At 63.0% G+C, this 22,812-nt stretch carries 29 protein-coding genes; all 29 read right to left on the bottom strand.

The features are described 5' to 3' along the window. Nucleotides 1-593: 593 nt before the first annotated feature. The 29 genes from GA615_RS13525 to GA615_RS13390 all read right to left on the bottom strand — a co-directional run bounded on the left by GA615_RS13525 (nt 594) and on the right by GA615_RS13390 (nt 22,804). Complete coding sequence (locus GA615_RS13525) at nt 594-908, bottom strand: hypothetical protein (protein ID WP_152051843.1); 315 nt, start codon at nt 906-908, stop codon at nt 594-596. A 40-nt stretch (nt 909-948) separates the two neighbouring features. Further along, nucleotides 949-1,101, bottom strand: coding sequence for a ClpX C4-type zinc finger protein (locus GA615_RS28710; protein ID WP_390622231.1), 153 nt, complete (start codon nt 1,099-1,101; stop codon nt 949-951). Nucleotides 1,102-1,278: 177 nt separating this feature from the next. Then, the gene (locus GA615_RS13515; RefSeq protein ID WP_152051841.1) at nt 1,279-1,503 is read right to left on the bottom strand and encodes a hypothetical protein; all 225 of its coding nucleotides are present in this window, start codon (nt 1,501-1,503) and stop codon (nt 1,279-1,281) included. Next, nucleotides 1,496-2,152, bottom strand: coding sequence for a lysozyme (locus GA615_RS13510; protein WP_152051840.1), 657 nt, complete (start codon nt 2,150-2,152; stop codon nt 1,496-1,498). Before GA615_RS13510 ends, GA615_RS13515 begins: the two co-directional genes overlap by 8 nt. Nucleotides 2,153-2,259: 107 nt before the next feature. Next, complete coding sequence (locus GA615_RS13505; protein ID WP_161602326.1) at nt 2,260-2,547, bottom strand: DUF6378 domain-containing protein; 288 nt, start codon at nt 2,545-2,547, stop codon at nt 2,260-2,262. Continuing rightward, nucleotides 2,529-3,440 carry a metallophosphoesterase gene (locus GA615_RS13500; protein WP_152051838.1) on the bottom strand — a complete coding sequence of 304 codons (912 nt, stop codon included), beginning with the start codon at nt 3,438-3,440 and terminating at the stop codon, nt 2,529-2,531. The genes GA615_RS13505 and GA615_RS13500 overlap by 19 nt, the downstream gene beginning before the upstream one ends. Then, nucleotides 3,441-3,617 (bottom strand): hypothetical protein, encoded by a 177-nt coding sequence (locus GA615_RS27480; protein WP_161602325.1) that lies wholly within the window; start codon nt 3,615-3,617, stop codon nt 3,441-3,443. Further along, on the bottom strand, nt 3,614-3,829 hold the full coding sequence (locus GA615_RS13495; protein ID WP_152051837.1) for a hypothetical protein: 216 nt from the start codon (nt 3,827-3,829) through the stop codon (nt 3,614-3,616). The genes GA615_RS27480 and GA615_RS13495 overlap by 4 nt, the downstream gene beginning before the upstream one ends. Nucleotides 3,830-3,895: 66 nt before the next feature. Further along, a complete protein-coding gene (locus tag GA615_RS13490) occupies nt 3,896-5,116 on the bottom strand; it encodes a hypothetical protein (protein WP_152051836.1) in 1,221 nt (406 codons plus the stop codon). Further along, nucleotides 5,117-7,744 (bottom strand): phage tail protein, encoded by a 2,628-nt coding sequence (locus GA615_RS13485; RefSeq protein ID WP_152051835.1) that lies wholly within the window; start codon nt 7,742-7,744, stop codon nt 5,117-5,119. Next, a complete protein-coding gene (locus GA615_RS13480; RefSeq protein ID WP_152051834.1) occupies nt 7,744-8,139 on the bottom strand; it encodes a DUF6950 family protein in 396 nt (131 codons plus the stop codon). Before GA615_RS13480 ends, GA615_RS13485 begins: the two co-directional genes overlap by 1 nt. After that, complete coding sequence (locus GA615_RS13475) at nt 8,136-8,711, bottom strand: hypothetical protein (RefSeq protein ID WP_152051833.1); 576 nt, start codon at nt 8,709-8,711, stop codon at nt 8,136-8,138. The genes GA615_RS13480 and GA615_RS13475 overlap by 4 nt, the downstream gene beginning before the upstream one ends. After that, the gene (locus GA615_RS13470) at nt 8,708-9,622 is read right to left on the bottom strand and encodes a glycoside hydrolase family 16 protein (RefSeq protein ID WP_161602324.1); all 915 of its coding nucleotides are present in this window, start codon (nt 9,620-9,622) and stop codon (nt 8,708-8,710) included. Before GA615_RS13470 ends, GA615_RS13475 begins: the two co-directional genes overlap by 4 nt. A gap of 268 nt (nt 9,623-9,890) precedes the next feature. After that, a complete protein-coding gene (locus GA615_RS13465; protein WP_152051831.1) occupies nt 9,891-10,496 on the bottom strand; it encodes a hypothetical protein in 606 nt (201 codons plus the stop codon). Continuing rightward, nucleotides 10,496-12,226: a tape measure protein gene (locus GA615_RS13460; RefSeq protein WP_152051830.1), complete on the bottom strand. Its 1,731-nt coding sequence runs from the start codon at nt 12,224-12,226 to the stop codon at nt 10,496-10,498. The genes GA615_RS13465 and GA615_RS13460 overlap by 1 nt, the downstream gene beginning before the upstream one ends. Before the next feature lie 202 nt (nt 12,227-12,428). Further along, entirely contained in the window at nt 12,429-12,851 is a 423-nt protein-coding gene (locus GA615_RS13455) for a hypothetical protein (protein WP_152051829.1), read from the bottom strand. Then, on the bottom strand, nt 12,848-13,204 hold the full coding sequence (locus GA615_RS13450) for a hypothetical protein (protein ID WP_152051828.1): 357 nt from the start codon (nt 13,202-13,204) through the stop codon (nt 12,848-12,850). Before GA615_RS13450 ends, GA615_RS13455 begins: the two co-directional genes overlap by 4 nt. Before the next feature lie 12 nt (nt 13,205-13,216). Continuing rightward, a complete protein-coding gene (locus GA615_RS13445) occupies nt 13,217-13,627 on the bottom strand; it encodes a phage major tail protein, TP901-1 family (protein ID WP_152051827.1) in 411 nt (136 codons plus the stop codon). Between the two features lie 21 nt (nt 13,628-13,648). After that, a complete protein-coding gene (locus GA615_RS13440; RefSeq protein ID WP_152051826.1) occupies nt 13,649-14,083 on the bottom strand; it encodes a DUF3168 domain-containing protein in 435 nt (144 codons plus the stop codon). Next, nucleotides 14,083-14,535 (bottom strand): HK97-gp10 family putative phage morphogenesis protein, encoded by a 453-nt coding sequence (locus tag GA615_RS13435; protein ID WP_152051825.1) that lies wholly within the window; start codon nt 14,533-14,535, stop codon nt 14,083-14,085. Before GA615_RS13435 ends, GA615_RS13440 begins: the two co-directional genes overlap by 1 nt. Nucleotides 14,536-14,539: 4 nt before the next feature. Next, nucleotides 14,540-15,511, bottom strand: coding sequence for a hypothetical protein (locus tag GA615_RS13430; protein WP_152051824.1), 972 nt, complete (start codon nt 15,509-15,511; stop codon nt 14,540-14,542). A gap of 68 nt (nt 15,512-15,579) precedes the next feature. Then, on the bottom strand, nt 15,580-15,924 hold the full coding sequence (locus GA615_RS13425; protein WP_152051823.1) for a hypothetical protein: 345 nt from the start codon (nt 15,922-15,924) through the stop codon (nt 15,580-15,582). A gap of 18 nt (nt 15,925-15,942) precedes the next feature. Further along, a complete protein-coding gene (locus tag GA615_RS13420; protein ID WP_152051822.1) occupies nt 15,943-17,499 on the bottom strand; it encodes a right-handed parallel beta-helix repeat-containing protein in 1,557 nt (518 codons plus the stop codon). Between the two features lie 27 nt (nt 17,500-17,526). Further along, on the bottom strand, nt 17,527-19,245 hold the full coding sequence (locus GA615_RS13415) for a phage head closure protein (RefSeq protein WP_152051821.1): 1,719 nt from the start codon (nt 19,243-19,245) through the stop codon (nt 17,527-17,529). After that, nucleotides 19,238-19,885 carry a head-tail connector protein gene (locus GA615_RS13410; protein ID WP_152051820.1) on the bottom strand — a complete coding sequence of 216 codons (648 nt, stop codon included), beginning with the start codon at nt 19,883-19,885 and terminating at the stop codon, nt 19,238-19,240. Before GA615_RS13410 ends, GA615_RS13415 begins: the two co-directional genes overlap by 8 nt. A 3-nt stretch (nt 19,886-19,888) precedes the next feature. Then, nucleotides 19,889-20,269 carry a hypothetical protein gene (locus tag GA615_RS13405; RefSeq protein WP_152051819.1) on the bottom strand — a complete coding sequence of 127 codons (381 nt, stop codon included), beginning with the start codon at nt 20,267-20,269 and terminating at the stop codon, nt 19,889-19,891. Between the two features lie 52 nt (nt 20,270-20,321). Then, nucleotides 20,322-20,735, bottom strand: a complete 414-nt coding sequence (locus tag GA615_RS13400; RefSeq protein ID WP_201750185.1) for a hypothetical protein — start codon at nt 20,733-20,735, stop codon at nt 20,322-20,324. 100 nt (nt 20,736-20,835) lie between these two features. Continuing rightward, nucleotides 20,836-22,155: a phage major capsid protein gene (locus tag GA615_RS13395; protein ID WP_201750184.1), complete on the bottom strand. Its 1,320-nt coding sequence runs from the start codon at nt 22,153-22,155 to the stop codon at nt 20,836-20,838. A 4-nt stretch (nt 22,156-22,159) separates the two neighbouring features. After that, complete coding sequence (locus tag GA615_RS13390) at nt 22,160-22,804, bottom strand: HK97 family phage prohead protease (protein ID WP_152051817.1); 645 nt, start codon at nt 22,802-22,804, stop codon at nt 22,160-22,162. Between the last annotated feature and the right edge of the window lie 8 nt (nt 22,805-22,812).

The raw sequence follows: 22,812 nt of genomic DNA, 5'->3' as shown, positions 1-22,812 counted from the left end.
GAGTCGGGGCGATCTTTGGAGGAGAAGCGGCTGGCGAAGGACATGCTGGGCGGTCGGCTGGGATTCGGCCCGACAAGGTGTAGCATGCCCGCGGCGGGGAGCCAACCGGAAATAGAAGCGACTACAGCGATCGTGCGCTTGACCTAAGGCGGCGTCTGATTCACTATTTGCAAGTCGCATCATTGAGGCGACAATGTCATTAGCATTAATAGAAGGACTATAAATATGCTTATAAAAGTTATGACGAACCGCAATACCCAGCGTATCATTCAGAACGTGACCGACGTGGAGATCCACGAAAGCGGGTTTCAATTTGTTTCGGACAGAGAATTGCACGACACGCTGACGAAGGGACCCGGCGTATTTCGCACCACGGGTCTATCTCCCTCAGCTGTACATACATTCGATGAATCGATCGATAATCGCTCTACCGGAGGCCCCGAGGGCGTGCGAGTACGCTTCGTGGATTATGAGAAGGACGGGCAGTGGCATCGCCTTGCCGTAGAGTGCTTCGCATACATCTGCAACGACGAAGGTAGGACCATCGCCAAGGTTGCGTAGAGATTAAGTGGGGCGGGCCGCGTGTTCGCCCCCTACCGCCGCCTGTCTCCCTCCCACATACTATTCTCGTCGATCTGACGGCCCACACGCTCCATGTTCAGGCGCTGGGCGTGGGTCAGGTGATTCGTGCTGCGGAATACCGCGCTGAACGCCTGCAGGACTGCTGGCAGCGCCATGGCGACCATGCAGCCCACGGCGATGTGGTTCAGGAGCATGGCCTGCTTGCCGCTGGCGTTCTGGGCCATGCGCTCGGCCTCGCGGGCGACGAAGGAGGGGCTCACGGCGTTCATAGACGTGGCTCGTAGCTTACGGGGAACGGCGGGCAGCCGGAGGGGTCGATGGGGCACATGGCACAACCCGTCAGCAGCTCGATCACAAACGCGGCGATTATCCAGCTGCGCCAGAACACTTCTGCTTCTCCTCCTCGATCACCCTCTGGCACACGAACACGCAGGACTCGCAGATGTGGACCTGTCCGCCTGGTGCCGCGACGATGAGCTCGCCCTCGGGCGGCCGCTTGCCGCAGAAGTCGCAGACCACGACGCTCACAGTTTGCACTCACCGAAACGGGGCCGCTCGTCCTCGGGCATGGTCTCGCGGAGCTGCTCCATGACGATCACCATCCCGCGCACGTCACGCCAGACAATGTCCGGGGTGCTGGCTTGGTTCAGGTGCCGGACGGTCTCGCAGGATGGATAGTACGGCTCGGGTGCCGCGTCACTGACGGGTGCGTTGCCGCAGCCACTCAATGACAGGCTGCTTATCAGTGTCGCCAGGAGCGTCGCGCTTGACCTTCGCATGTTTCCTCTTGATCTCATTCGTTTTCTTCACCTGCTGCTGCTCGTAGGTCGCCTTGCCGCTGAAGTAGCCCTTCCAGTAAAGCCCACCCCCCGCAGCTATGCACAACAGCGCGAGGATGGCAATCAGTTTCGCGTTAAACAATGCCCTTCCTCCGGTTGCTGAGCCGCCCATAGATGGTCAGGCCGAGGCCGACGAATACGAGGGCGATGAAAAGCCAGCGAAGGGTTTCCGAGTAGCCGATGACCGGCTCGATCGCGTCCTTGGCCTCGGAGAGGGCGACGTCGCCCGCAGTGCCGACCGCAGCCACGGTGCTGCCGATCAGTTCACGGCTCTTGGTGAGCGGCTTCAAGGGCTCGGGGGCGGTGCCTTCGAGGAACAGGGCTTTCTCGGCGGCGCGGCGCTTGACCAAGCCAGGCAGCACTTTGCCCGCCGACTTGCGCCACTTCGGGAACTGCGCGGCTGCGTCGCGATATTTCCCCGCGTTTAGAACCTCCAATAGCTTGGACTTTGCAAACGCGCCTTCGCCGATGTTAAAGGCGAGCGACACCAGCGCGTCGAACTGCTCCTGCGACAATTCCATGGTGACCAACTTGTTCACCGCCCGCTCGAACCTGCCAATATCGCGACGCAGCATTTCCTCGGCCTGTTTCTTGGTCACCTTCATGCCTTGCTTCACGCCTTTGGTGGAGCCGTAGCCGATTGTCCAGACGTTGCCGGGGCATAGGTACGCCTCCAGCCGCAACCCTTCGTGGTCTTTAATCAGTGCGATCCCGCGATCCGATACCTTCATGGTTCCTCTTCAGCTTTTCGATGATTTTCGTCGTTTCCGGCTCAATATCCACGCCAGCCAGGCGGCACTCCCGCTCAAGCAGAAGAGCCAGTCTTTCGAGAACAGCATTACGAGTCGGCTCCATCGGCGAGTTCTCCCATGATGCTGGCGTAGCCCGCCATATCCACGAAATTGTCCGTGTTGAGGCTTCCGCCCTTGGTGCGGGCCAGTTTCAGCAGCACCATCATGGCCGCCACGTCAGCCGCCGAAACGGGATGGCGCAGCCACGCGCTCCACAGTCGGGCGATGTTGCGGTGCGTCTCGTGCTTGTCGCCGTGCTGCCTGGCTCGGTCGCCCCCGACCAGATCCGCCGCCCTGCGGGCGATCTCCTCTGCCTTCATAACTTTCCTGTCCATCGTTTGTTGTCGTCCAGGTGCATCGGGATGAAATGCGCCTCCCTTCCCTCGATGACCACGCCACACCCGAGGGATACGGGGAGCAGGTTCTTTCTTCCATAGGCGAAGGCGTAGGCCTCCGAGTCGATAAGGCAGCCCGTGTTCATGCCGAAGTGCTGTCCTTCAAATGCCACTCCGGCAAAGGCATGAATGTGCCCGATGACCACTGAGCGCTTGGCCTGCTTCATGTAGTGGATGTGGGCGTACTGGCCGGAGCGCCCAGCGTCGCCGTGGATGTAGGACACGCCGTCGATGCGGTGCTCATCCCTCCACTCCCAGCCGTCGGGAGCGTGCAGCACCATGCTGATGTGCTTGAGGAACGCGGCGGGGATGCCGGCGGAGTACGCCTTGCGGTGGCCGCGCACGGTGTGGTTCGAGGTGCATACCAGCACGTCGGGGAAGGCGGTGTAGAACGGGGCGATGCTGACCAGCGCCGCCTCCAACTCTCCCCCGGGTGATAAGCCGTCCGGGTCGTGGTCGTAGCGCGAGAGCGCGTGCCAGTCCACCTCGTCCCCGAGGCACACCACGGAATCGCACTTGTACGCATCGCGTACAGCCTTCAGGAACTCCAGCGCGTCGGGGTGGCAGAAGGGATGGTGCATGTCGGGGATGACGAGCACCCGGCGCGGGCGGTGGGCTTCGATGGTGGGGGCCAGGACGACAGGCCTCGGCTCGACGTGCTGACGTACTGTGGCCTTGAGGGCCTCCTTATGCTTCGCCTTGACAACCCACTCGCGGATGGTTGCACCTCTCGGTGACCCTGGCTGGCGACTGATGGCCTCGGCGGTTTCTCCTGCCAGAACCCTCCTGACGATCTCAGCCTTGTAAGCCTCGTCGTAGGGTTCGCGCCGCATTCAGTCCTCGGCCTCGTCGCCGTAGTCGATGAGCAGGTCGATCGCGGCCTTGCAAAGCGCGTAGAAGGCGACCGCGTTCGTGAGGGGCTCGCCAGCCTTGTCCGTCACCCTCACGATGCAATCCTCGTCCTCGTAGGCGTAGGAGGCGGGCGTATCGAGGGTATGGACCTTGCTCATTTGCGACCCCTTAGGAGCGTAATGACAACGTCCATCTTGCCGTTGATCTCGGAGATGTTCTTCTCGATCATGATCTGGGAGTCTTCCAGCGAGGACTGCCGCTTATCGAGCGACCAGTACGCACCGCCGATGGTGGTGCCGATGACGGATACAGTCGAGATGAAGATTTTCCAGCCATGATTTCGGAGGGTATCGCCAATGTCGACAATCATTATCTACTCCTAGACTGGTTATAAAAAGTCTATACCATTTGTTGCGTAGGCGCAACGAGGCAATGGTTAACGCTTGGAAATGGGCTGGAGGATGACATTCCCACCGGTGAAAGTGATCGATGATCCTGTGATACGCACTCGGTTGATGGCTGCGCTGCTCCCATGTCGGACGTGTGCCGCGGTGTCAGTTGAGCCGGATACCGCCCCGGACCCGATGAGGCAGGTTTCACCAGACGCAGAGGGCTGCGAGATTACGAAGGAGCCGTTGTAGCGAGACGAGCCGGCGCCAGAGTTGCCATCAGACGTGGTGTTTGCTGCGCTTCCGTTGTCCCGGTTGTTTCGAGTGGCACTGACGTAAGTCGATCCGCCATCGCTACTGAGATCGATGGTGAACGCGCCGTTTGGGCTCGATACCATTTCGACGATGTCCAGCCTGTAGGCCGAATACGTCGTGAAGTCGACCGTGAAGACTGTCGAGCCACCGGAGAGCGTGCCCGTCACGGCGGAAGGCATACCCGAGATGCCGAGGAGTTGGCTGCCGTCCACTGCTGGGAGTCTGGCTGACCAATCCAGCTTCACGATCTGGTTGGCGCTGGTGCCGGTGTTGAGGCCCATGTTCAAGCCGCTGAACGTGAAATCCCCTGAGGGAATTACGGCCCCCTTACCCCCGGTCGAGCCCACACCGATCAGGCGGTTGGCCGCGAGCGCGGGTTCGTAGGAGAGCATCCGCCAGTTTCCCGAGCCGAGGTAAAGCATTGTCGCCGTGGCCCCAGCCGCGGTGGTGATATTCGCCCCGCCCGGCAGGATCAGGCTGGTGGCGTTGTGGGTGATGGTCAGGGCGCCGGTGAACCGGATGAAATAAAGCGGGGCCGAGGTGCTGGCGGAACTGCCGAACGAGTTAATGGTCGTCGTGCCAGTGATCGAGACGGCGAACACGCCGGTTGAGCCGAGGTTCGTGGTGGACGCCGACGCGAGGCTGGCCTCCGTGCCGGGGAAGGTGTAGGCCGAGAGGAACGAGGTCAGGGAGACGCCGTTGACGAACGGCATGAAGTTGTTGGCCGTACTGTCGAACTCGCCCAGCTTGATGTCGTCGCTGCCGTCGTACATGTAGAGCGACCACACGGTGGCGCTCGGGGTGTTGTCGTCGAGCCATAACTGCCCGGCATACGGTGTGGCCGGGCGGCTGTTGCCCTTGCTCGTGCTGCCGAGGGCCTGGAGGGCGCTGTTCACATCGGAACGGACGGACGGGAACGTGGCGTTATCGATTACCAAATCATGCTGGGACACTTACAACTCCGCTGCTTCTGCTTCTAATTCGCTGATCTCGATGTTGAACGCTGAGTCGTATGACACCAGCTCTACCTTGAAGTCGAACCCTCTTGCCACGAACTCACCGGAATCCAGTCGGTTCCAAGCCGTCCACGTCGGGCTGCCGTTGGGATCAGTCTGCGTTGACCGCACGAACACCACGGCATCAGCGGACGCGGTGTCGTCACCGTCGAAACTGCCTTCCGCGTCGTCGAACAATCCGGAGCGGCTGTCGAACAAGTCGGATGGGTTCACCACGGCGGCCTTTAACTTCGCAGTGAGGCGCACCCGCTTTACGCTCCCGAGGTCCATCTTGCTGCTGAACAGGTACGTCCCGGGCAGGGTTGTGTCGGTGAGCGAGAGAACGCCACCGGAGACCGAGCAGTTGGTCTTCGAACCGCCGAACGTGGGGTCCTCGGTCAACGTGGCAATGACCGACAGGGCGTAAATCGTGTCCTGCGTCACGATGACGCTGGAGGTGGTGGATGACTGCACGCCGCTTGAGTCCTCGGCCTTCACCAGATATATGCCCGTCTTGAGCGGCAGGAGAGCCTGCGACGAACTGCCCGGCACGGCGTTGCCGATGGTGGTGCTGTTCGCCCACCCGTCCGAAGTGTCCGGCGAGTAGCGGAAGACGTACTTGCCGCCGATGCGCACGTCGAGGTCGGGGGACGGAGCCCAATTCAGGTAGGCCAACCCGCCGATGGCCGTCCAGTAGAGGTTCTGCGGGGCGGTCGGCGGGGCCGCGAGGCCCGAGATCTGTTTGGTGGTCTCGGTGTACACCGACGAAGCGTTCAGCGTGTTGATCGCCTTGACCCGGAAGTTGTAGATGTCCGGCGCGATGTCCAACACCTCGGCGGTCGTAGAAGGGGTACGCGGTAGCGGGATCCACTCGGTATCGGACGCGAGCTTGTATTCGGGCTGGTATAGATAGATGAAGGCGTCCGGCGAGGCGACCCAGCTCATGATGGCCTTCGCCTTCACGCCGTCCCCCTCGCGGGTGACGTACAAGTCCTCGGTCACGGTCAGCGACACGGGCGGTGCCACGTTGAACGGGCTGGGCAGGTTCGTGTCCGGGGCCGCGTCGTAGGTGGACGCCTGACCGGCCGCCCAGTCGTAGCTGGCCGCGCTCTCCTCCTGGAGGCTCAGGGTGATCGGACCGATGCCCTCCGTCTGCAAGTTACTGATGCGGAAGACCTTGCTCTCCCAGCCGAGCGGGGTGTTGGTGAGCGTCACGGTGTCCCACACGGCGTAGGACAGGGCGCTGTGCTTGAGCTTCAGCTCAACCTGGATGCCCTGGCGTCCCTGCTCCAGGATGATCTTGGCGATGCGCTGGGCGGCCTCGGGGTGGTTGGTGAGCGTCAGCACCACGTCGCGGGGGATGACCTCGCCCCCGTCCTGCGTCTCGTACAGGCTGTTCGTGACCGGTGGGAAATCGGTCGGCTGCCAGTTCTTGTTCGGGTCGACGTAGGTGCCCTGCACGCGGTTGAACAGGTCCTGGCGGGGCGGGCTCTCGACCACGTCGATGCCGTCCACCACCATGTCCAGGTCGATGTCGCCGACCGGGGCGTCGTAGGCGCCCGCGTAGGCCCGGAACTTGCCCTGGACGTAGGTGACCGTACCGGCCATGGCCGCGACCAGAGCGTTCAGGTTGTCGAGCGGGGAGGCCGCCGTGTCGATCACGCCATTGGTCGTGTACCGCTTCTGGGTGCCGCCGGCGTTGAGGGCCACGGATTCGTCGCAGACGTTGGCGGCGGCCTCGAAGAAGTCGTCGTTCAACTCGTCGGCGTCGACGTTGAAGCCGTAATCGGACGCGAGGTAGTCGCGGGCGCACAGGGCGGAGTTGTCGGTCCAGGCGGTCAGCCCGCTGCGGGGGTCGTAGACCTTCTTGCCCTTGACCACGGCGCTGACGTTGGGCGTGCCGTTCGGGTAGACGTCCGGGTTCCACTGCATCCGAATGTAGAGGTACGGGATGCCCTGCAGGCGGTGGGCCGAGGTCCAGCTCGACACTTCCGCCATAAGCAGCGGGTCCGCCGTCTGGCTGGCGGTTCCCAGGTATTTCTTGATGCGGACGTAGGACTTGCCGTCCTTCAGGTACGGGGCGGTCTGCACGAAGCCGTTGCCGTCGAGGCTGACAGCCACGTCGTTCAGATAAACGGTGCCGATCTCCTCCACCTCGTGCCCGGCAAGAGGGATGACCATGTGCAGGAACAGGTTGTCGGCCGTCACCGTCGCGCCGGTGGAATCGGGACCGCTGTTCGTGGTGGTGACCAGCACGATGGGGCCGGAAACGCGGGTCTGGCCGTAGATGATCTTGTGGCTCTCGACCGAGGAGCGGACCATGACCGATTGGCCGCGAACCTCCTGGGCGGTGTTCGCGCCCGGCTTGGGCTTGCTCGAGACCATGCGGCTGCCGACGGCGTTCACCGCCGTGGACACGGCAAAGCCCGCGATGGCCCCCGTGAATGCGATGGCGCCACCCGCGCTGAAGCCGATGCCCGCGTTCAGGAGGCCCACGGTGAAAGCGCCGCCGATGGCGGTCGCCCCGATGGCCGAGGATGCTGCCGCGCCGGCGAGGGCCGCGACGACGGGAACAGCCGGACCCATCAGCGCACCGCCCAGGCTTTGACGCAGTTGCGGGTGCGGATGCGGGTCACGCCCTGTTCCATAAGGAAGTAGCTGTCCAGGCCGTTGCAGATGCCGAGGCAGCCTTGCGGGTGCAGCACGATGTCGCCCCGCTGGGCGAACGGCACGTCCATCTCGGGCAGGTGCTCGGAGGCGATGTCGCCCGGCGACTCGATGTCCATCGCGGCCAGCAGGGCGTTCAGCTCAGTCTCGGTCGTGTACCGGCCGCGCCAGGTCGAGGCGAAGTCCTCGCCCGTGGCCTTCCTGACCCAGTCGGCTGACCAGAGGGCGCAGTCGTTCATGCCCCATTCAAATGCATTGTTCCTCGCCTGCTCGATGTGCTCGGCGAGAATTGCCTCCCAGCCCTCATTCCTCACGTCAGCTTCCCGCCCCAAACTACTTGTTTATCCGCTGCCTGCTCCGCGAACTCGAAGCCCCGGTCGCCGGGGTACACCGACTGCTGATAGGCGTTGTTGAACCGCCTGATCTGCGGCTTGTCCCACGCGGCGAAGGCGCTCTCGACGTTGACCGTCACCGTGAAGGTCTTCCCGTCCTGCTTGATGCGCGAGTTGTCCATGCGGCCGCGGTAGACGATCACGGGGTCGTCCACGAGTTGCATCGTCGTCTGGTCGAGGTAGCCCAGATACAGCGTGGCCCGGCGGCGCTGGTAGTACTCGCCCAGGACGAGCGCCCCCATGGCACCGGGGATGTTCGAGAGCGTCAGGGACAGGCCGGAGCGAGAAAGGTCGCTCGGCTCGCCCGCCGGGCTCACCCCGCCGAACTGGCCGATGCCGAGGTAGGTGTCGCCTCCCCAGGTGATCTCGCCCAGCCAGGAATGGGCCAGCACGTCGCCGCTGTCGAACTCCAGCTTGGCGAACAGCACGGGCAGGATGAGGTCCTGCTCGGCGGCGGTCAGGGTGGCGGTGGCTGCGTCGCGGGTTCCGGTCATAGGTACTCGGGCCGCTGCCAGGCGCGGATGTGGGAGATCCTCATCTGGGCGGGGAATTTGGTGGTCGCGTCTGGCGCTCCTGGCCAGCTTTTCGGGCCGCCGACGGCGTGGTCAACGATCAGGTAATGCGGCTTCTTCATGGAGGCAGGGGTCGGATGGGTGAAGAACAGGCGGCCGTCGAGGTAGAAGCGGATGACCTCCGGCCCCCAGTCCACGGCGTAATCGTGGACTGCGAGGCTCAGGTCAGCCCCCTTGAGGATCCCGGACGCCTGCTTGTGCTTGCCGGACGGGTCCTTGAAGTGGAGGGTCGAGACGACGGTCTCGGGGCTCTTGCCGAGCACCTCCATCACGTCGATCTCGGGCGGCCAGGAGTGGTCGCACGGCAGCAGCCAGAACGCAGGCCAGAGGCCCTTGCCTTTGGCGATCCTTGCCCGCATCTCGAACACGCCGAAGGTCTGCGAGTAGGGGAAGCTGACGAAGGCCCCGCCCATGTAGGCGGGGGCCGCGCCGTTCACCCGGTCCTGGGGGCCAACGGTCTTGGCCAGGTAGGCGGGCAGCGGCTTCGCCGATACCAGAAGTTCCTGGCTGCCCGACAGGTCGAACGGCCCCAGGCTGCGGCCCATTCTGCGGATCATGTCGCCATTCGGACAGACATCCACGGCGCCGGAGCCAAGGTTCGAGGTCCACGCCGGGTAGGAGGCGGCTTTCTTTGCGGGCCACTTCTCCTTCGGCGCGTCAGGGCCTACGATCGGGTGGTTCCAGACGTATCCGGCGGCCCAATTGAAGCCGGGGTCGTTCAACGGGAGCGGCTTGGCGTCTACCTGCGTGCAGCCCCGTCGCCACTCGAGCAGGCGGTCGAATTCCTCGGTCAGGGTCGGGATGGCGCGGTCTAGGTTCAGGGTGTCGGTCATAAATCGTTGACGGCTATGTTGTTTCTGATACGGTTGACGGCGTATGGAGACCGAATCGAATCGACCTTCCCAGCAGGCTGCGCTGGAGTCCGCCATCGATCAGGCGAATCTCGGCGGCTGCGTCAGGGTTAAACGACACGAGCTGTGCCACTTGATGAGGGCAACGGATTCGGAAGGCCGACCGCTGTTCGTCATCTACTACGACCGGGCAACGGGCCTCCATCTCCTGTTCATGGGCAGGCACGTAGTGGTCCAGTAGAGCCGTTCCTCAGCTAAACACCTCGATCGCCGAGAACGTCTTAGGCTGGTACAGACCGACCACGTCGCACTCCCAGATGGCCTGCTGGTCGTCCACCAGGGCCATGGTGCAGGTCGGCTTGTCGAGAATGATGGGCGTATTGTCCGGGGGGCTGTTCCGCAAGGCGGGCTTGAAGCTGATCGTCGCCTCACCGCTGCTGTCCGTGTTCGCCGGGGCGGTGACCATCTTCAACTCGCCGTTCACCGAGAAGTAGTCGCCGGGCCGGAGCCATGCCAGGATGTTCGCGGTCGCGCCGTCGATGTTCAGCGTGCTGCCGGTCTGGGAACCGCCCTTCACAAGCGGCGAGCCAGTCGCCACCCCTCGCGGACGCCTTGCGTCCGGGTCGAAGGCGTTGAACGTGTTCGCCCCGCCCTCCAGATTCAGGAAGAAGGCCTGCCACTCGGCGGCCCGCTCCCGCTTCATCGGGGGGAGGCTGTAGGTCGCGATCCATCGGGAGCCGCCGAGGGCGACTCGCTGCACGGAGCGGGTGAAGGGGCTCTCGAACCGCTGGGTATTTGTCTCCAAACCGAAGCGGCTGCCGTTGAATCCTGGGAGGGTGGGCATGTCGATGGGCATCAGTTCCTCGCTCCGATGATCTTGCTACCCGTGCCGCCACGCTGCATTTCGGCGAACACCGCGGCCTTGGTCTCGGCCATGATGCTCGGCACCAGGTTGCGGAGCTGGGCCACGGTCTGCTCGGTGGCCCCCGGGTTCAGGTTGAAGCTCTGGTACACGGTCACGGACTGCCCGCCGAGCGAGTGGTTCGGGATGACGGTGCCGGCTGAATCAGGCACGAATAGCTCCGGCCCGCGCTCACCGACGATGGACGGGACGCCCACTGGAGGGCGGCCACCGTCTGCGAAGAAGCCTCCGAACGCGCCGCCAATGCTGTCGAAGACACTGTCCAACAGGCCGGTTCCGCCGTTTCTGCCGACTAGGGCATCTGCCAGCGGCCCGGCAACCTTTCGCTCGAAGGCGGCGCGGGCGATGGATTCGGCGAACCCGAGCATTGCGTCGCGGGCGCTGTTGGCGCGGAACACTACGTCGGTCAGGCTGCTGGTCAGGCGATCGTAGAACAGGGCGCGGATCTGCTCCGCCTCCCGCATAGATTCTTTCATTTTTTCCTGCGCCTCCTGCAGGTCGTAATTCGAGGCCGCGAGTTCGGCGTTCGCCTCGATCTGCTCATTTGTGAGCTTGATGCCGCTTTTGCGGGCTATCTCCTCCACGCGAAATCTCGACTCCTGCGCAGCCCGGTCGCGGCCAGAGAGGCCGAGAAGCACTTGCTCCTCGCGGAGGGCGCGGTTGTAGTCTGACAGCGCCTCTCGCCCCTTCTTGATCCTCTCGACCGCCTTCTCGTCCACGGAAGCGGACCGTGGCTGCTGAAACTCAGGGCCGAATGGGGTGTCGCTGACCTGCGATGCCCTCCTCGGGCGCTGGCCAAATCGCATCCGATCCGTCGTGGTGGGGAAGTTGTCCTGAAGGTCGATCGGAGAGGCAGTATTGTTCGCCGTGCCTGCCTGATTGATCTGAGTCATCAGGCGGATCGTCTCCGCCATCTCCTCGTTCATTGAGCGGATCGTGTTAGCAATCGCGATGATGATCTCGCTGAGGCCGGCGTCGCCGATCTGCTTGGCAAGCTTGCCGAAACTGTCCCCCATGTTGGACAGGGCGGTGCTGACCGTGTTCTCCTGCTCTTTCATCGCCCCGGCGAAGTTCACGTCGCCGATCTTGCGGAGATAGCCTTCGATCTCCGCCGCATTCTTACCGACCTTGGTCGACATCCCCTGGAAGGTGAACACCACGGAGTCGCCTTCCTGGCGGGTCTTAATCCCGAACTCCTTCAGGCGTTCAAACTCACCGGTAGTCGCGTCGGCGACGGCCTCGATCATCTGATTGAGAGACTTGCCCATCGCGGAGGCGGTGTTCCCGTAGGAGCGCAACGCTTCCTCGGAAGGAGTCAGGCCAAGGGCCTTCAGCTTGATGAATGCGGCAGTTACCTGCTCCAGCGAAAACGGGGTCGTCGCAGCGAAGCCCTCGATCAGGGAGAAAGCCCGACTGGCAGCCTCGGCGGAGCCCGTCACGGTCTTGAGCGACGCTTGCAGCTTCTCGTAGGTCATGATCGACCGAACGATCTGGGCTCCGCCGATGGCCGCGGTCAGTGCGATGAACTGCCGACGCAGGCTGCTGACGGAAAGCTCCATCTCTCCTGCGCTCTTCTTGACGACGCCGTTCGCCTTCTTGATCTCGCGCTCCAGTTGAGCAGCGTCGGCCTTGATCCTGACTACGAGTTCACCGATATCCGTCATTTCGCTTCCTGCTTATGCTTGGCTTCTTCAATCTCGGCCTCCCGAATCAACGCCTTCCATCGCTTCACGTCCTCGCTAGTGGGCTTGTGCTGATGCGGCTGGTCTGTCTTTACGCCCTTGCTCGCCAGGTATCCCTTCTGCGCCCGCATCACGTCCCACGTCGTGGCCTTCCAGAACTCGGATGGCGGCCAGCGCAGCGCCCCTAGGCAGAACTGCTGGTATTCTCGCCAGGGGAAGCGGTCCGGGCGTCGAACTTCCCCATCACCTCCCCCATCCGCTTCGCGGTCTCCTCGCGCAGTTCGGGGGGCTGCAGGATGATCTGCAGGAAGCAGCTGATATGTGCTCTCAGCACGGTGAACGCTTGCCCGGCCACACCCATGTCCATGAGGGCCTGACTCACCGAACGAGGCGAGTGATCCTTGTGCCCGCTGGCCGAGAGGATAGCCGCTATGACTCTCGCGGTATCCGTAACGCCCATGTCGATGACGCGGAAGCAGACGTCCAGCACGCTTTCCTTCATGGAGAACTCGATGGCCTCGATCACCTCCATGGTGCCGAAGAGCTCGTAGTCCTTCCCGGCGAAGGGAAGGACATAACGAGGGCGGGCAGGTTCGAAGGCCGTCACTGGGAGGCCACGCTGACGGCGGCTACGGACATGTCCGTGGCGTTGTCGAGCGTGTAGTTCACGCGGCCGCCGACGTCGTTGAAGCGGGCCTGGGGGAAGAAACCCACGATCAGGCGGCCGCCGTTGGTACCGGAGCCGGGGACGGTGATGGTCGTGTTCGGCACGTCGATGTCGCCGTAGCCGGTCTTGGTGGTGTCGTTGGCCGCGATGGTCAACGTGCGCGAGGATGCGTTGGCGTTGACGAAGACCAGCAGCGTCTTGCCGTCGTTGGCGAAGTTGTCCGAGGTGCTTGCGGCGCCAAGGGTGTATTGCAGGCCGTCGCGGTCACAGGATTGAACAGTCAGGGTGCCCATAGGTTATCTCCTTTAGATTGAGGCTTTGGTGAATACGGGGATGCCGGAGCTTTCGAGCGTGTAGTTGTAGGTCTCCACGCCCTCGACCGAACCGGCTCGGCTGTAGCCGGTGATCTGGAAGTCGCACACGATGGTGTCGCCGTTCGGGAAGACCAGGGTGTAGGTGTCGATGGTCTGGCCGAACGCCTTCTGACGCATCAGGTCGTCGGTGGTCGAGTCCTTGAACATGCCTGAGCAGGCGATGCTGAACGACTTGAGCGCTGCGTCCTCCACCAGTTCTCGCCAGCCCTCGGTGTCTTTCGTGCTGCCGTCAATCACGGTGCCGTTCATGCTGATGGACGTCTCGGTCAGCCCCCCGATCAGCTGCGCGGACGGCCCCGAACCCAGTTTGATGACCATGTCGCGGCCACGTTGTAATGCCATAATCCCTCCTTGGATGTTGCTCTAAGTTGCTTGCACGAGCGCCCGATACCGCGCGACGCCGTGGTAGTAGTGGTCGTTCTCTCCCTCGATAGCGGTCTCCTGGAACGTGGCCTGGAAGCCGTCGAAGCGCAGCTCGATAAGTGCGAAGCCCGAAACGCTGACGCTGGCCTCCTGCCGGTGTAGCGCGTCGTAAATGTGCCCGAGCAGTGCCTTGACCGACTTGCGGCCCGCCTTCTCGAAGTCCCAGACGTGGATCGTGAGCGTGCAGTCCCAGCCGTTGCCGTTCTTGGTGCTGAAGTCCCCGATGGTGTCGTCGCCGATCACGACGTAGGGGGCAGACTGTTTCGGTTGGACATAATCGAACACTCGCTGCCCGCGCAACGCCGTGGTCAGCGGCGCGTAGCCGGTCAGCCGGGCGTAGATGCCGGCCTGGAGTGCGTTATCCGGTGTTGGCATCAGCGCCCCACGGACTTCGCCGCCGCGATGCGGACGGCTTTAGCGAGTCGCTCGCGGATCCAGGCCTTGCTCTTTTCGAGGGCCGGGAACATGAAGGGACGGGCGGCCATCCTGGCGGTTCCGAACTCAAGCATGCGGGCATACTTGACCAGCCCGCCGCCGGCCACGACGACGCCGTCCAACCCCTCGACGGAGGAGTTGATCGAGTTGACCAACCGCCCGGTGTCGGATGCCGGGGCCTCGCCCGGAGCGGAAGCCTGGTGGGTGACCGTGCGGCGACGGTAGACGCGACCGGTCTTCCCCCCCGCCGTGATGCTCCGCTTGGCCTCGGCTTCGACGCGCTTGGCGGAGGCGAATAGGCCCTTGACCAGTTCGGCCTCGACAGATCGCTGCATCTCCTGCGTAGCGTTCTGGATGCGGTCGAGACCCTCCACCTTCACTTCAAAGTCCATCCGCCTACACCCCAGCCCAAGTAACGCCCCACTTGCTGGCAAGGTAGTTGCCCACCTTGTTCAGTTCGGCGTTCGAAAGCGACTTGGCGAATACGAGAACCTCGGCAAACAGCCCGTCCGTACTATCCGTGGTGGCCGCAGGATCGCGCCCGATGCCTAGCGTCGTGAGTGTTGCATCCTGAGCGGTGGAGGCTGTTGAACCTTCCGTGCCGTCATAGAACGGCGTTATCGAGGTTCCCGACCTGCGGAATCCGAACACATGAGGGTTCGTGTTTCGCGTAATAGTGATGTTTGTGAGAGTCAGGGTCGTGCGGTTCTGAACCCCCATGGTCGTGGTAGAGGCGTATCGAACGGACACCCCGACCGTACCAGAGATGCTGCCCTGGTATAGGCGGTGGTTGTTAGTGGTATCGTCGGCTGAAGCGACGATGATCACCGTGTTCGGTCCGGCCGATACTCCGAACATCCCAGACGGGAGCTCAAGCACGTGCTGCGAGGTGCGGACGAAGTCCAAGACATTGAGTCCGTTGAGGGTGCGTGAGCCCGATGTGGGCCTGTTACTCGGTGTGCCCTGTGTTGCGTGGCGCGCGTTCCCGGACTTGTCGTTCCACTGGCTCACTGCACCGCCCGATGCCGTGATGCTGCTAGTGTCCGCCGCATCAAGCCACAGGGCGATGTTCGAAATGTCGGTGGGGGCGAACGCCTTGACCACGGTGTCGGTGGCAGCGAGCCCGGTGTTGCCTGAAAGATCGGTTAGGGTCAGCGACAAGGTAAGTGTGCCGTCGTTCAGACCAGATACGTTCACCCCGGTCACGTTCTGCGTAGCCGTCGAGATAGTTCCAGAGCCGGCCACGGGTGTACCGCCGCCGGAGCTGGTGATCGTGTAATCGAAGGTTGCCCCGACCTCCGCCAGCGTGATCTGAAAGGCGGCCGCCGCTGCGTTGACGTCGCTGATCGGGTCTGTGGTGAACGCCACTGCATACCCGCTCGGGGCCGTGGTGTCTCCCGTACCACGCGGACTGAGGAGGGTGAGCAGACGCCCCATTAAACGGGCCTTACCGCCAGGATCAGGCTGCGATCGCCGAGTTCGTTCGATGAGCCCACGAGTTGAATCCACCGCCAGCCAGCGAGTACCGCAGCATTCGTGATCGGGATCGCCTCGCCGACGGAGACGGTGACTGAAAGGTCGGCGCTGGCCGCCTCGGTCGTCTTGAGGTCAACGAAATCGATGCCGTTGCCGGACACCTGAACCTTGAACGCGGAATTCGTCATGACAGCGGGCCAGATGATACCCATCAGGCGGTTGCCCAATAGGTCGATGGGGCCGGTGGAAGGTTGCCCATTGGTGATGGTTACGGTCTTGTACTCGCCGATAATGGTGGTCGACATGATCTGCCTCTCGTCGCGTTAGGTTAATGCCGTGCCGTCTACGCGCAGCCCCGTGTTCCGACCGTTCGAGATGCCAGGCCCTCCGAGCTTCGAGGCGTCGTAGGCTGCTTGGTCGAAGGTGTAGATGTCGCCGCGATTCGCCCTGCCCGCGTCATCGATGTAGACGGCGTGGGTGCCGCAGTACATGTCCGTGGCGGCGGCGTCAGCGTAGTTCAAGGTCAAGGCCGGGCGGACGTAGCATCCGTTGAAGATGTTGTGCTTCGGGTTCGCGTGTACCGAGTTCGTGTCCGCCAGGTGGAATCCGGCACGGACGGTCGGCGGGGTGCTGCTTCCCACCAACGCGGCGCGACTGGGATCGGCGGCGAGGCAACCGTTGAAGATGTTCAGGCCGCTGGTGATGTAGAAGCCAGAACCGCGGGACTCCTGCGCTTCGCAGGCCGTCATGATGACCTGCCCGTTGAGGTATGTGTCCGCGATGAGCGCGAAGTTGGCGCTGTCGGCGGCATTCGTTCCACCACTGTTGCCGCTGTAGAACGACTTGCAGTTGGTCAGGTGGATGTTCGCCGATTTGTTGATGCGGATGCCGGTTCGGGAACAACCGCCCGCGTTGATCGAGTAGAAGCGGCTGTCCATGTTGTTCTCGATGAACACGCCGTACTGGAACGCCGAGTACACGAAGAGGTTGAAGTAGACCATCTCGCCGCGACCGTTGATGTAGATGCCGTGCCGGCGTGGCTCGTAGACGCGGATGTTCGACATGCAGGTGAAGTTGTCCACCTTGAGGTAGTTGTTGAAAGCGGCCTCGTAATGGATGCCGTCCAGGCAGGCGGAGGTCTGCAGGTCGTGGTTTCCGAACAGTGTGAAATCACTGAGCTGCATGAAGTCGTCCCAGCCGCCGCCGGATACCGAGGAACCCCGGTTGGCGATGCCGTGACCGATGTTGCCGGGGGCCAGGTAGATGTGCGTCTGGCCCATGCCGGCCCCACGCAGGCCGCACCGGCGAGGGACGGTGATGGCGCCAAGCTTCCCAGCGTCGTAGCGGGCTTGGGTGTTGCGCACGAGGTAGCCCCTACTGCGAAGCTGAACCAAACCGCCGAATGGGATGCTGCCCCAGCGGGAGGTTTCGGACGTGTTCCCGTCGGGGATGGTGACGCCCACAGTCCGTGCCGCCTCCATCGCCGCCTCGATCGCGGCCGTATCGTCCGTGCCGATGAGCCAGCGCACGGCGCTGGCGTTGGATACCGAGGCGCTCAGTGTGGCCGAGCCGTTCGATACGGACGTGATGGTTCGCTCGCTGGAGTTGATGAAGCAGAGCTTGCCCACGTCCTTCTCGGTGAACTGGTAGGTCGCGGAGGTGAGGGTCGTGCCGTTCGTGATCACCCCATCCACGTTTGCCACTGCATCCCCCTTCGCACCAAAGGCGTGGGGGTCGATGTAGAACTGGCCGGCGCGAAGGGCGTCCTGAAGTGCGATGGGGTAGGTCACGCCGCCCTGAATGATGGGGAACTGGGCACTGGGCGCGATCAGTTTGGCGAAGCCGAGTGCATTGCCGCCGTTCAACTCGTTAATCCGCATTCACATTCCTCTACATTCTGGTTGCTATCAGGCGAAGCCGCTGGCGTAGGAGCCGGAGAAGTTGGCCACGTTCCACTTGTCCTTCAGGAAAGTCGCCACCTGGTTGGCCTCGGCCAGCGTCAACGCCCGGTTGTAGACGAGCACCTCGGCGATCAGGCCATTGAACGGTTGCGTACCGGTCGCGCTGCCACCCAGGCCGATGCCGGTCACGGTCACGTTGTTCGCGCCTGAGGCGTTGACGGTCTGTGTGGTGTTAAAGCAGGCGGTCAGGGCAGAGCCGTTCCGGCACTGGGCGAAAATGTTGGCCGTGGCGTTCTTTGTTACGGTGGTGAAGACGTTGGTGCTGGTGTGGTTCCGATTCTCGATGCGGGCGCTGCCGGGGTTGAACTGCATCTGGAAGTTCGTCGTATCACCACGTAGCAGAGCCTGGGCCCCACCGGAGCCAGCCCCGGTGTCGCTCAGAGCCACGACGAAGACGGTGTTGTTCGCGCCGGGGATCGAGTGCAGTGCGCTCGGCAGGAGCATGAAGTCGTTTGTGCCGTCGAAGTCGAGGGCATTGCGGCCGTTGAGCGTGCGGGTGCCCGTTGTAGGCTGGTTGACCGCCGTGCCCTGGGTGAGGTGGTTCCCGTTCCCGCTGCGATCCGTCCATTGGCTGACCAGTCCGCCAGAGCTGACGATGTATTCGGCGACCGAGGAACTGAGCCACAGCCGAAGGCCTGAGGTGACGGGCGGGTTCGGGTCGTCGTAGATGCCGAAGTTCGTTGAGTAGGTCCCCACGGTGAGTGTTGCCACCACCGGTGTGCCGTCCGACGACGAGGTGGCACGCAGGGCGATGGTATCCCCCGTGAACACGACGGCCGGGGCGCTCGTGAATTCTCCACCGTTAAGCGAATACAGGCCGTTGGTAATCGTCAGGTTAGCGGGCACGTTCATGCCCGAGAGGGTGATGGTCTCTGTCGTGAAGGGCGTGTCGCGCAGCGGCGTCAGCACGTCCGGGAATACGAAGGCGTCCGGCGTGATGTCGTCGATCAGGTTCGTGACCGTGACCCGAACGGCCTGCGCGGTCGAGTTGCCCTGGGCGTTGGTGGCCCGGACGGTGAGCTCGTAGACGTTGTCGCCGTCGGCGTCGGTCGGGGTCTCGAAATCCTGGTACGGCAGGGTGATGACGTTACCGACCAGGGTGAATCGGGTTTCGTCCGCGCCCTCGATGCTCCAGGTGACCGGACCATCGGCCGCTACGGCAAAGGTGAGTGTAACTCCTTCGGTAACGGTGTAATTGCTCGCGCTAGTGATGATCGGCACCGGGTTGGGGGTGATGTCGATCGGGTTGTCAAGCTCGTCGGTAATGAGCTGGCCGAGTTCGTCGGTCAGCGAGTTGATGGCCACCACGGGGTCGGTGTTGCTGTCGATGACGTCTGTCTCGATGACCTTCAGGAACAGGAAGCGGTTCTGCTCCTCGTGGTTGATCACCTCCTTAACGGTGAAGATCCGCTCGCCGTACCGCAGCCGGGTCGTCTCGTCCACGTCCGGGTTGTAGCGCATGACCACCTTGTGGGTGATCGGCACCGCGAGCTGCATGGCCTGGTAGCGCTCGTAGGACTTCAGCGGCACGATGGAGGCGTACACCGTGGCGACGTCCGCCCAACTTTCCTCGAAGCCTCCCTGCCCGTCGGCCTGGTACTGGACGCGCTGGATGGCTACCCGCTTGCTCAGGCTGTTGACGATCGACGCGCAGCATTCAGCCAAGGCGATCCCCCATGATCCGGTAAGGCGAGTAGAGCATGGCGGTTCCGGGCGGCAGGGCCATGGCGTCCTCGCAGTTGCCACGCTGCTCGTAGAGGCTCGCGACGTGGATCAGGATGCCCTGCTTGATCGGCTGGGGGACGGCAGTGGCAGCCGAACCGTACCCGGCGGTGTAGGTGATCTCGCACCCGGCCTTCGGGCGGATGTTCGCGGGCCAGATGGCCCCGTAGTTCAGGATCAGGCGGTCGCCGGAGTTGTCCAGGCGGTAGTTGCTGGCGGAATAGGTCGCGGAAGAGTTGTCCAGGTCGTAGGTTACGACCGAGGAGATGGCGGAGACCGGCCCCCTGGGAAGGGGAATCGTGTTGGGCAGGCCGCCATAGAGGGAATTGAGCGGCCCGTCCACGACGCCGTCCCACCACGGCTCGGAGCCCCTGGCGCCGCACAGGTCGAGGGTTAGCTTCCAGGTCTGGGTGATCAGCGAGCGGCGGAGGTACTGCTCGGCGGCCAGACGGGCGGCGGTGATGAGCGCCGTAAGGGTCGCGTCGTCGTCGCTGCCGTCGATCCTCGCCCACGCCTTGGCCTCGGACAGCGAAACGGGCTCGCTGGCCGGAGGGGTGACGAGGGCGAGGGACTGACGGAGCACGGTTTACTCGGCGGGAGCTTCTTCGCTCTGGCTCTTGCTCTGCTCCGCGGCCAGTTCGATGGCGGCGAGCAGGTCGTCTTTTTTGTCTTCCTCGTTCAGCTCCAGGTTGAAGTTGTCCTTGGCGAACTGCACGATCTGCTTTTTGTTGAGTTTCGTGATGTCGAAGGGCTTGGTCTCATCGGGGCCTCCGACCTTCGTCTCGCGGCTGTGAGCCTTGCCGGTCGAGGTCGGAGCATCGACCAGCTCCACGCCGCCGAGGTCGACGAAACAGCGGAGCAGATCTTCGCCGACCGCGTATTCCTGACCTTCGCGGTAGGTCTCGGGGTAAACTTTCCCCTCGTCTACGCCTGCCAGGGTCTTCAGCATTTTGACTTTCTGCTTCATTTATCGCTCCATAAGAAAGTGCGGGGGAGGCCCGAGCCCCCCCCCAAGGTGGTTAGGACGCGGACTGCGTCACCGGCTTCTGACCCGCGTGGCCGAGGATCGCAACGGCGGCCAAGAGAGCTGCCGAGGCGTTATTGGCCGGGGTGATGGTCAGCCGCACGTAGCGCTTGTTGCCGAGATAGCCGATCTTGCGCACCTCGTTGTCGTCGTCGAACTGGAACGACGCGGCGGTTTCGGGGGCAGTGCCGTAGGTCTGGCTCGTCATGTCAGCATCGGCCACCGCATTGCCGCTCGAGAGGTCGGAGTTGTCCGATTCTTCGAGTAACGTGGTGAAGGTGACGTCGGCATCGGCGACCGAGCCGATGGCGATTGCGAACATGAGGGAGTCGAACCCCTGGCGATCGATGATCTGCGATACCTGGGCGGTGTTGTCCGACACAGAAACGGGGCTGATGGCCCGTTTCACGAGGAAGTTGGAAGTAATGTCACGCATGGTGATTCCTTTCTTGCGAATGTGGGGAGTGCGACGGCCGACGAGTTAGCGCCGGCCGTCCGGAGGAGGTGGCTTAGGTGCTGATCTTCTGCAGCTTGATCGCCTCGTGGTTGATCACCGCACCGCCGACGCGGGTCGTGCTGTAGAACATCACGAACGGCTTGGCGGTATACGGGTCACGCAGCACGCGGATGCCGATGCGATCCACGATCTGGTAGGCACGCTTGAAGTCGGCGTAGGCCAGGGGCAGAGCGTTGCTCGCGATCGCCGGCATGTCGTTGCCGAAGTAGGCGGGCTGACCCAGGAGCGTCGGGCGCAGGCCCGCGTTCTTGTCGTAGGTCATGTTGAAGATCGGGCGACCTTCCAGGTCCTTGATCTTCAGGATCGCCGCGTTGGTGGAGCGCTTGTAGAGCCACGCCGCGTTCGCCTGGTAGGGCTCCTTCAGCGCGTTCTGCAGGTCGACCATGCCGTCGTAGGTGACGGTGCTGGCCGAACCGGACACGACCTGCTCGACCTGCTCCTGGGCGATGTCGGTGCCTGCGGTGTAGGTCAGGATGCCGCGGGGCTTGCCGACGCCGTTGCCGGACACGAACGCGGTGGCCTGCTTGCGAGCGAAGATGTCGCCCACCTTGCCGGCCAGCCATGCTTCGATGTCCACGATGCCGTCGTCGATCATCTTCTGCGTGGCCTTCGGCTTGGCCGCCAGCTCGTGCACGACGATCGACTTCTTGCCCAGGGTCGGGGTGGTTTCGGTCGAACCCGAGGAGGTTTCGCCCACCCACTCGCCGTCGGCCTCGCCGTTATCCAGCACGTACTCGTAGGAGTCGGTGTTGATGGTGATCACGCTGGCCAGCTGGCGCAGCGGGGTCGACTCGAACACCTTCGTCTGGATGATCCCGCCGAACTCCGGCATGACCAGGTAGCCGCCGTCAGGGTCGCTGCCGACCGACAGGGCCTTCACCTCGGCCGGGGCGTCGACCGATTCCAGATACTCGTGGAAGTCCTGGTTCTGGGACTTCTTCGAGCGGGCGAACTGATTAAACAGCTTGGTGAGCTGTGCTTTCGCTTCCTTATCGCCGTCGCCGCCGCCGGAGGCGGCCTGGCGGTTGAAGGCGGTCTTCACATCTGCCAGTTCGGTTTCGAGGGCCTTGGTCTTGGTCTCGATGGCTTCTTCAGCCGCTTTGAGCTTGAGGTTCAGCTTCTGGCTTTCCTCGACCGCGTTGGCGATGGTTTCGGAAATCTTGCTGAACTTAGCCTCGTCCAGGCTGTCGAGCTTGCTGAGCTTCGGGGCGATTTCGGACTTGAAGGCGTCGAAGCCGTTCATTGCGGTCGAGAATTTGGTCTCCATGCCCTTGAGGGCTTCCTTGACCTCGTTAATTACAATCTCACTCATGTTGCTAAATCCTAAAGTTGGTTAATACGTCGCGCAATTCGCGCAATACCGTCTGCTCCTCCGCCCCACCGTCCCGGTGCTTCAGCAAAGCCTTGTAGCCCTCGGAGACCACGATCTTGGCCTCCTTGTGGCTCAAACCTCCTGCGTCCCGCAGGAATTCCTCGAAGTCGCGCTCGGTCATGAACGCGCCGTCGTCCGATTTGACTCTGGTCAGCTTGGCCCGGTCGTTGGCCGGGAAGGTGACGAGCGACACCTCCCAGAGGTCCACCTCGAGCAGCTTGCGCGTGCCCTTATCACGGTCGAACTCCTGACGCTTGGCCGTGTACCCGATGGAGAGGCCCTTGATGGCGCCGGCCTTGGCCAGCTTGTAGGCATCGTTTCCCAAGGTCGTGTCGAGGATGCGCCCCCGCACGAGCAGGCCCTTGTCGGTTTCCTCGGCCACGTCCCAAACGCCGATCGGGGAGTCCTGGCGGTGCTGCCAGAGCATGGCCGGCTTGCCGCTCTTGAGCGACTTGGCGAACGCCCCGCGGACGACGATGTCCTTCTGCGAGTCGACGTAGTCGTAGATGGACGCCCAACCTTCGATAGTGCGGGTTTCGTCGTCCGCCTTGAATTCGGTGAAGGCGAAGTAGGAGACTTCCTTGTCCATATGGGTTC

The sequence above is a fragment of the Tautonia marina genome (assembly GCF_009177065.1).
Taxonomy (GTDB): Bacteria; Planctomycetota; Planctomycetia; order Isosphaerales; family Isosphaeraceae; genus Tautonia; species Tautonia marina.
Note: the sequence above shows the minus strand (reverse complement) of the source record. Positions and strands in the feature narration are given on the sequence as shown.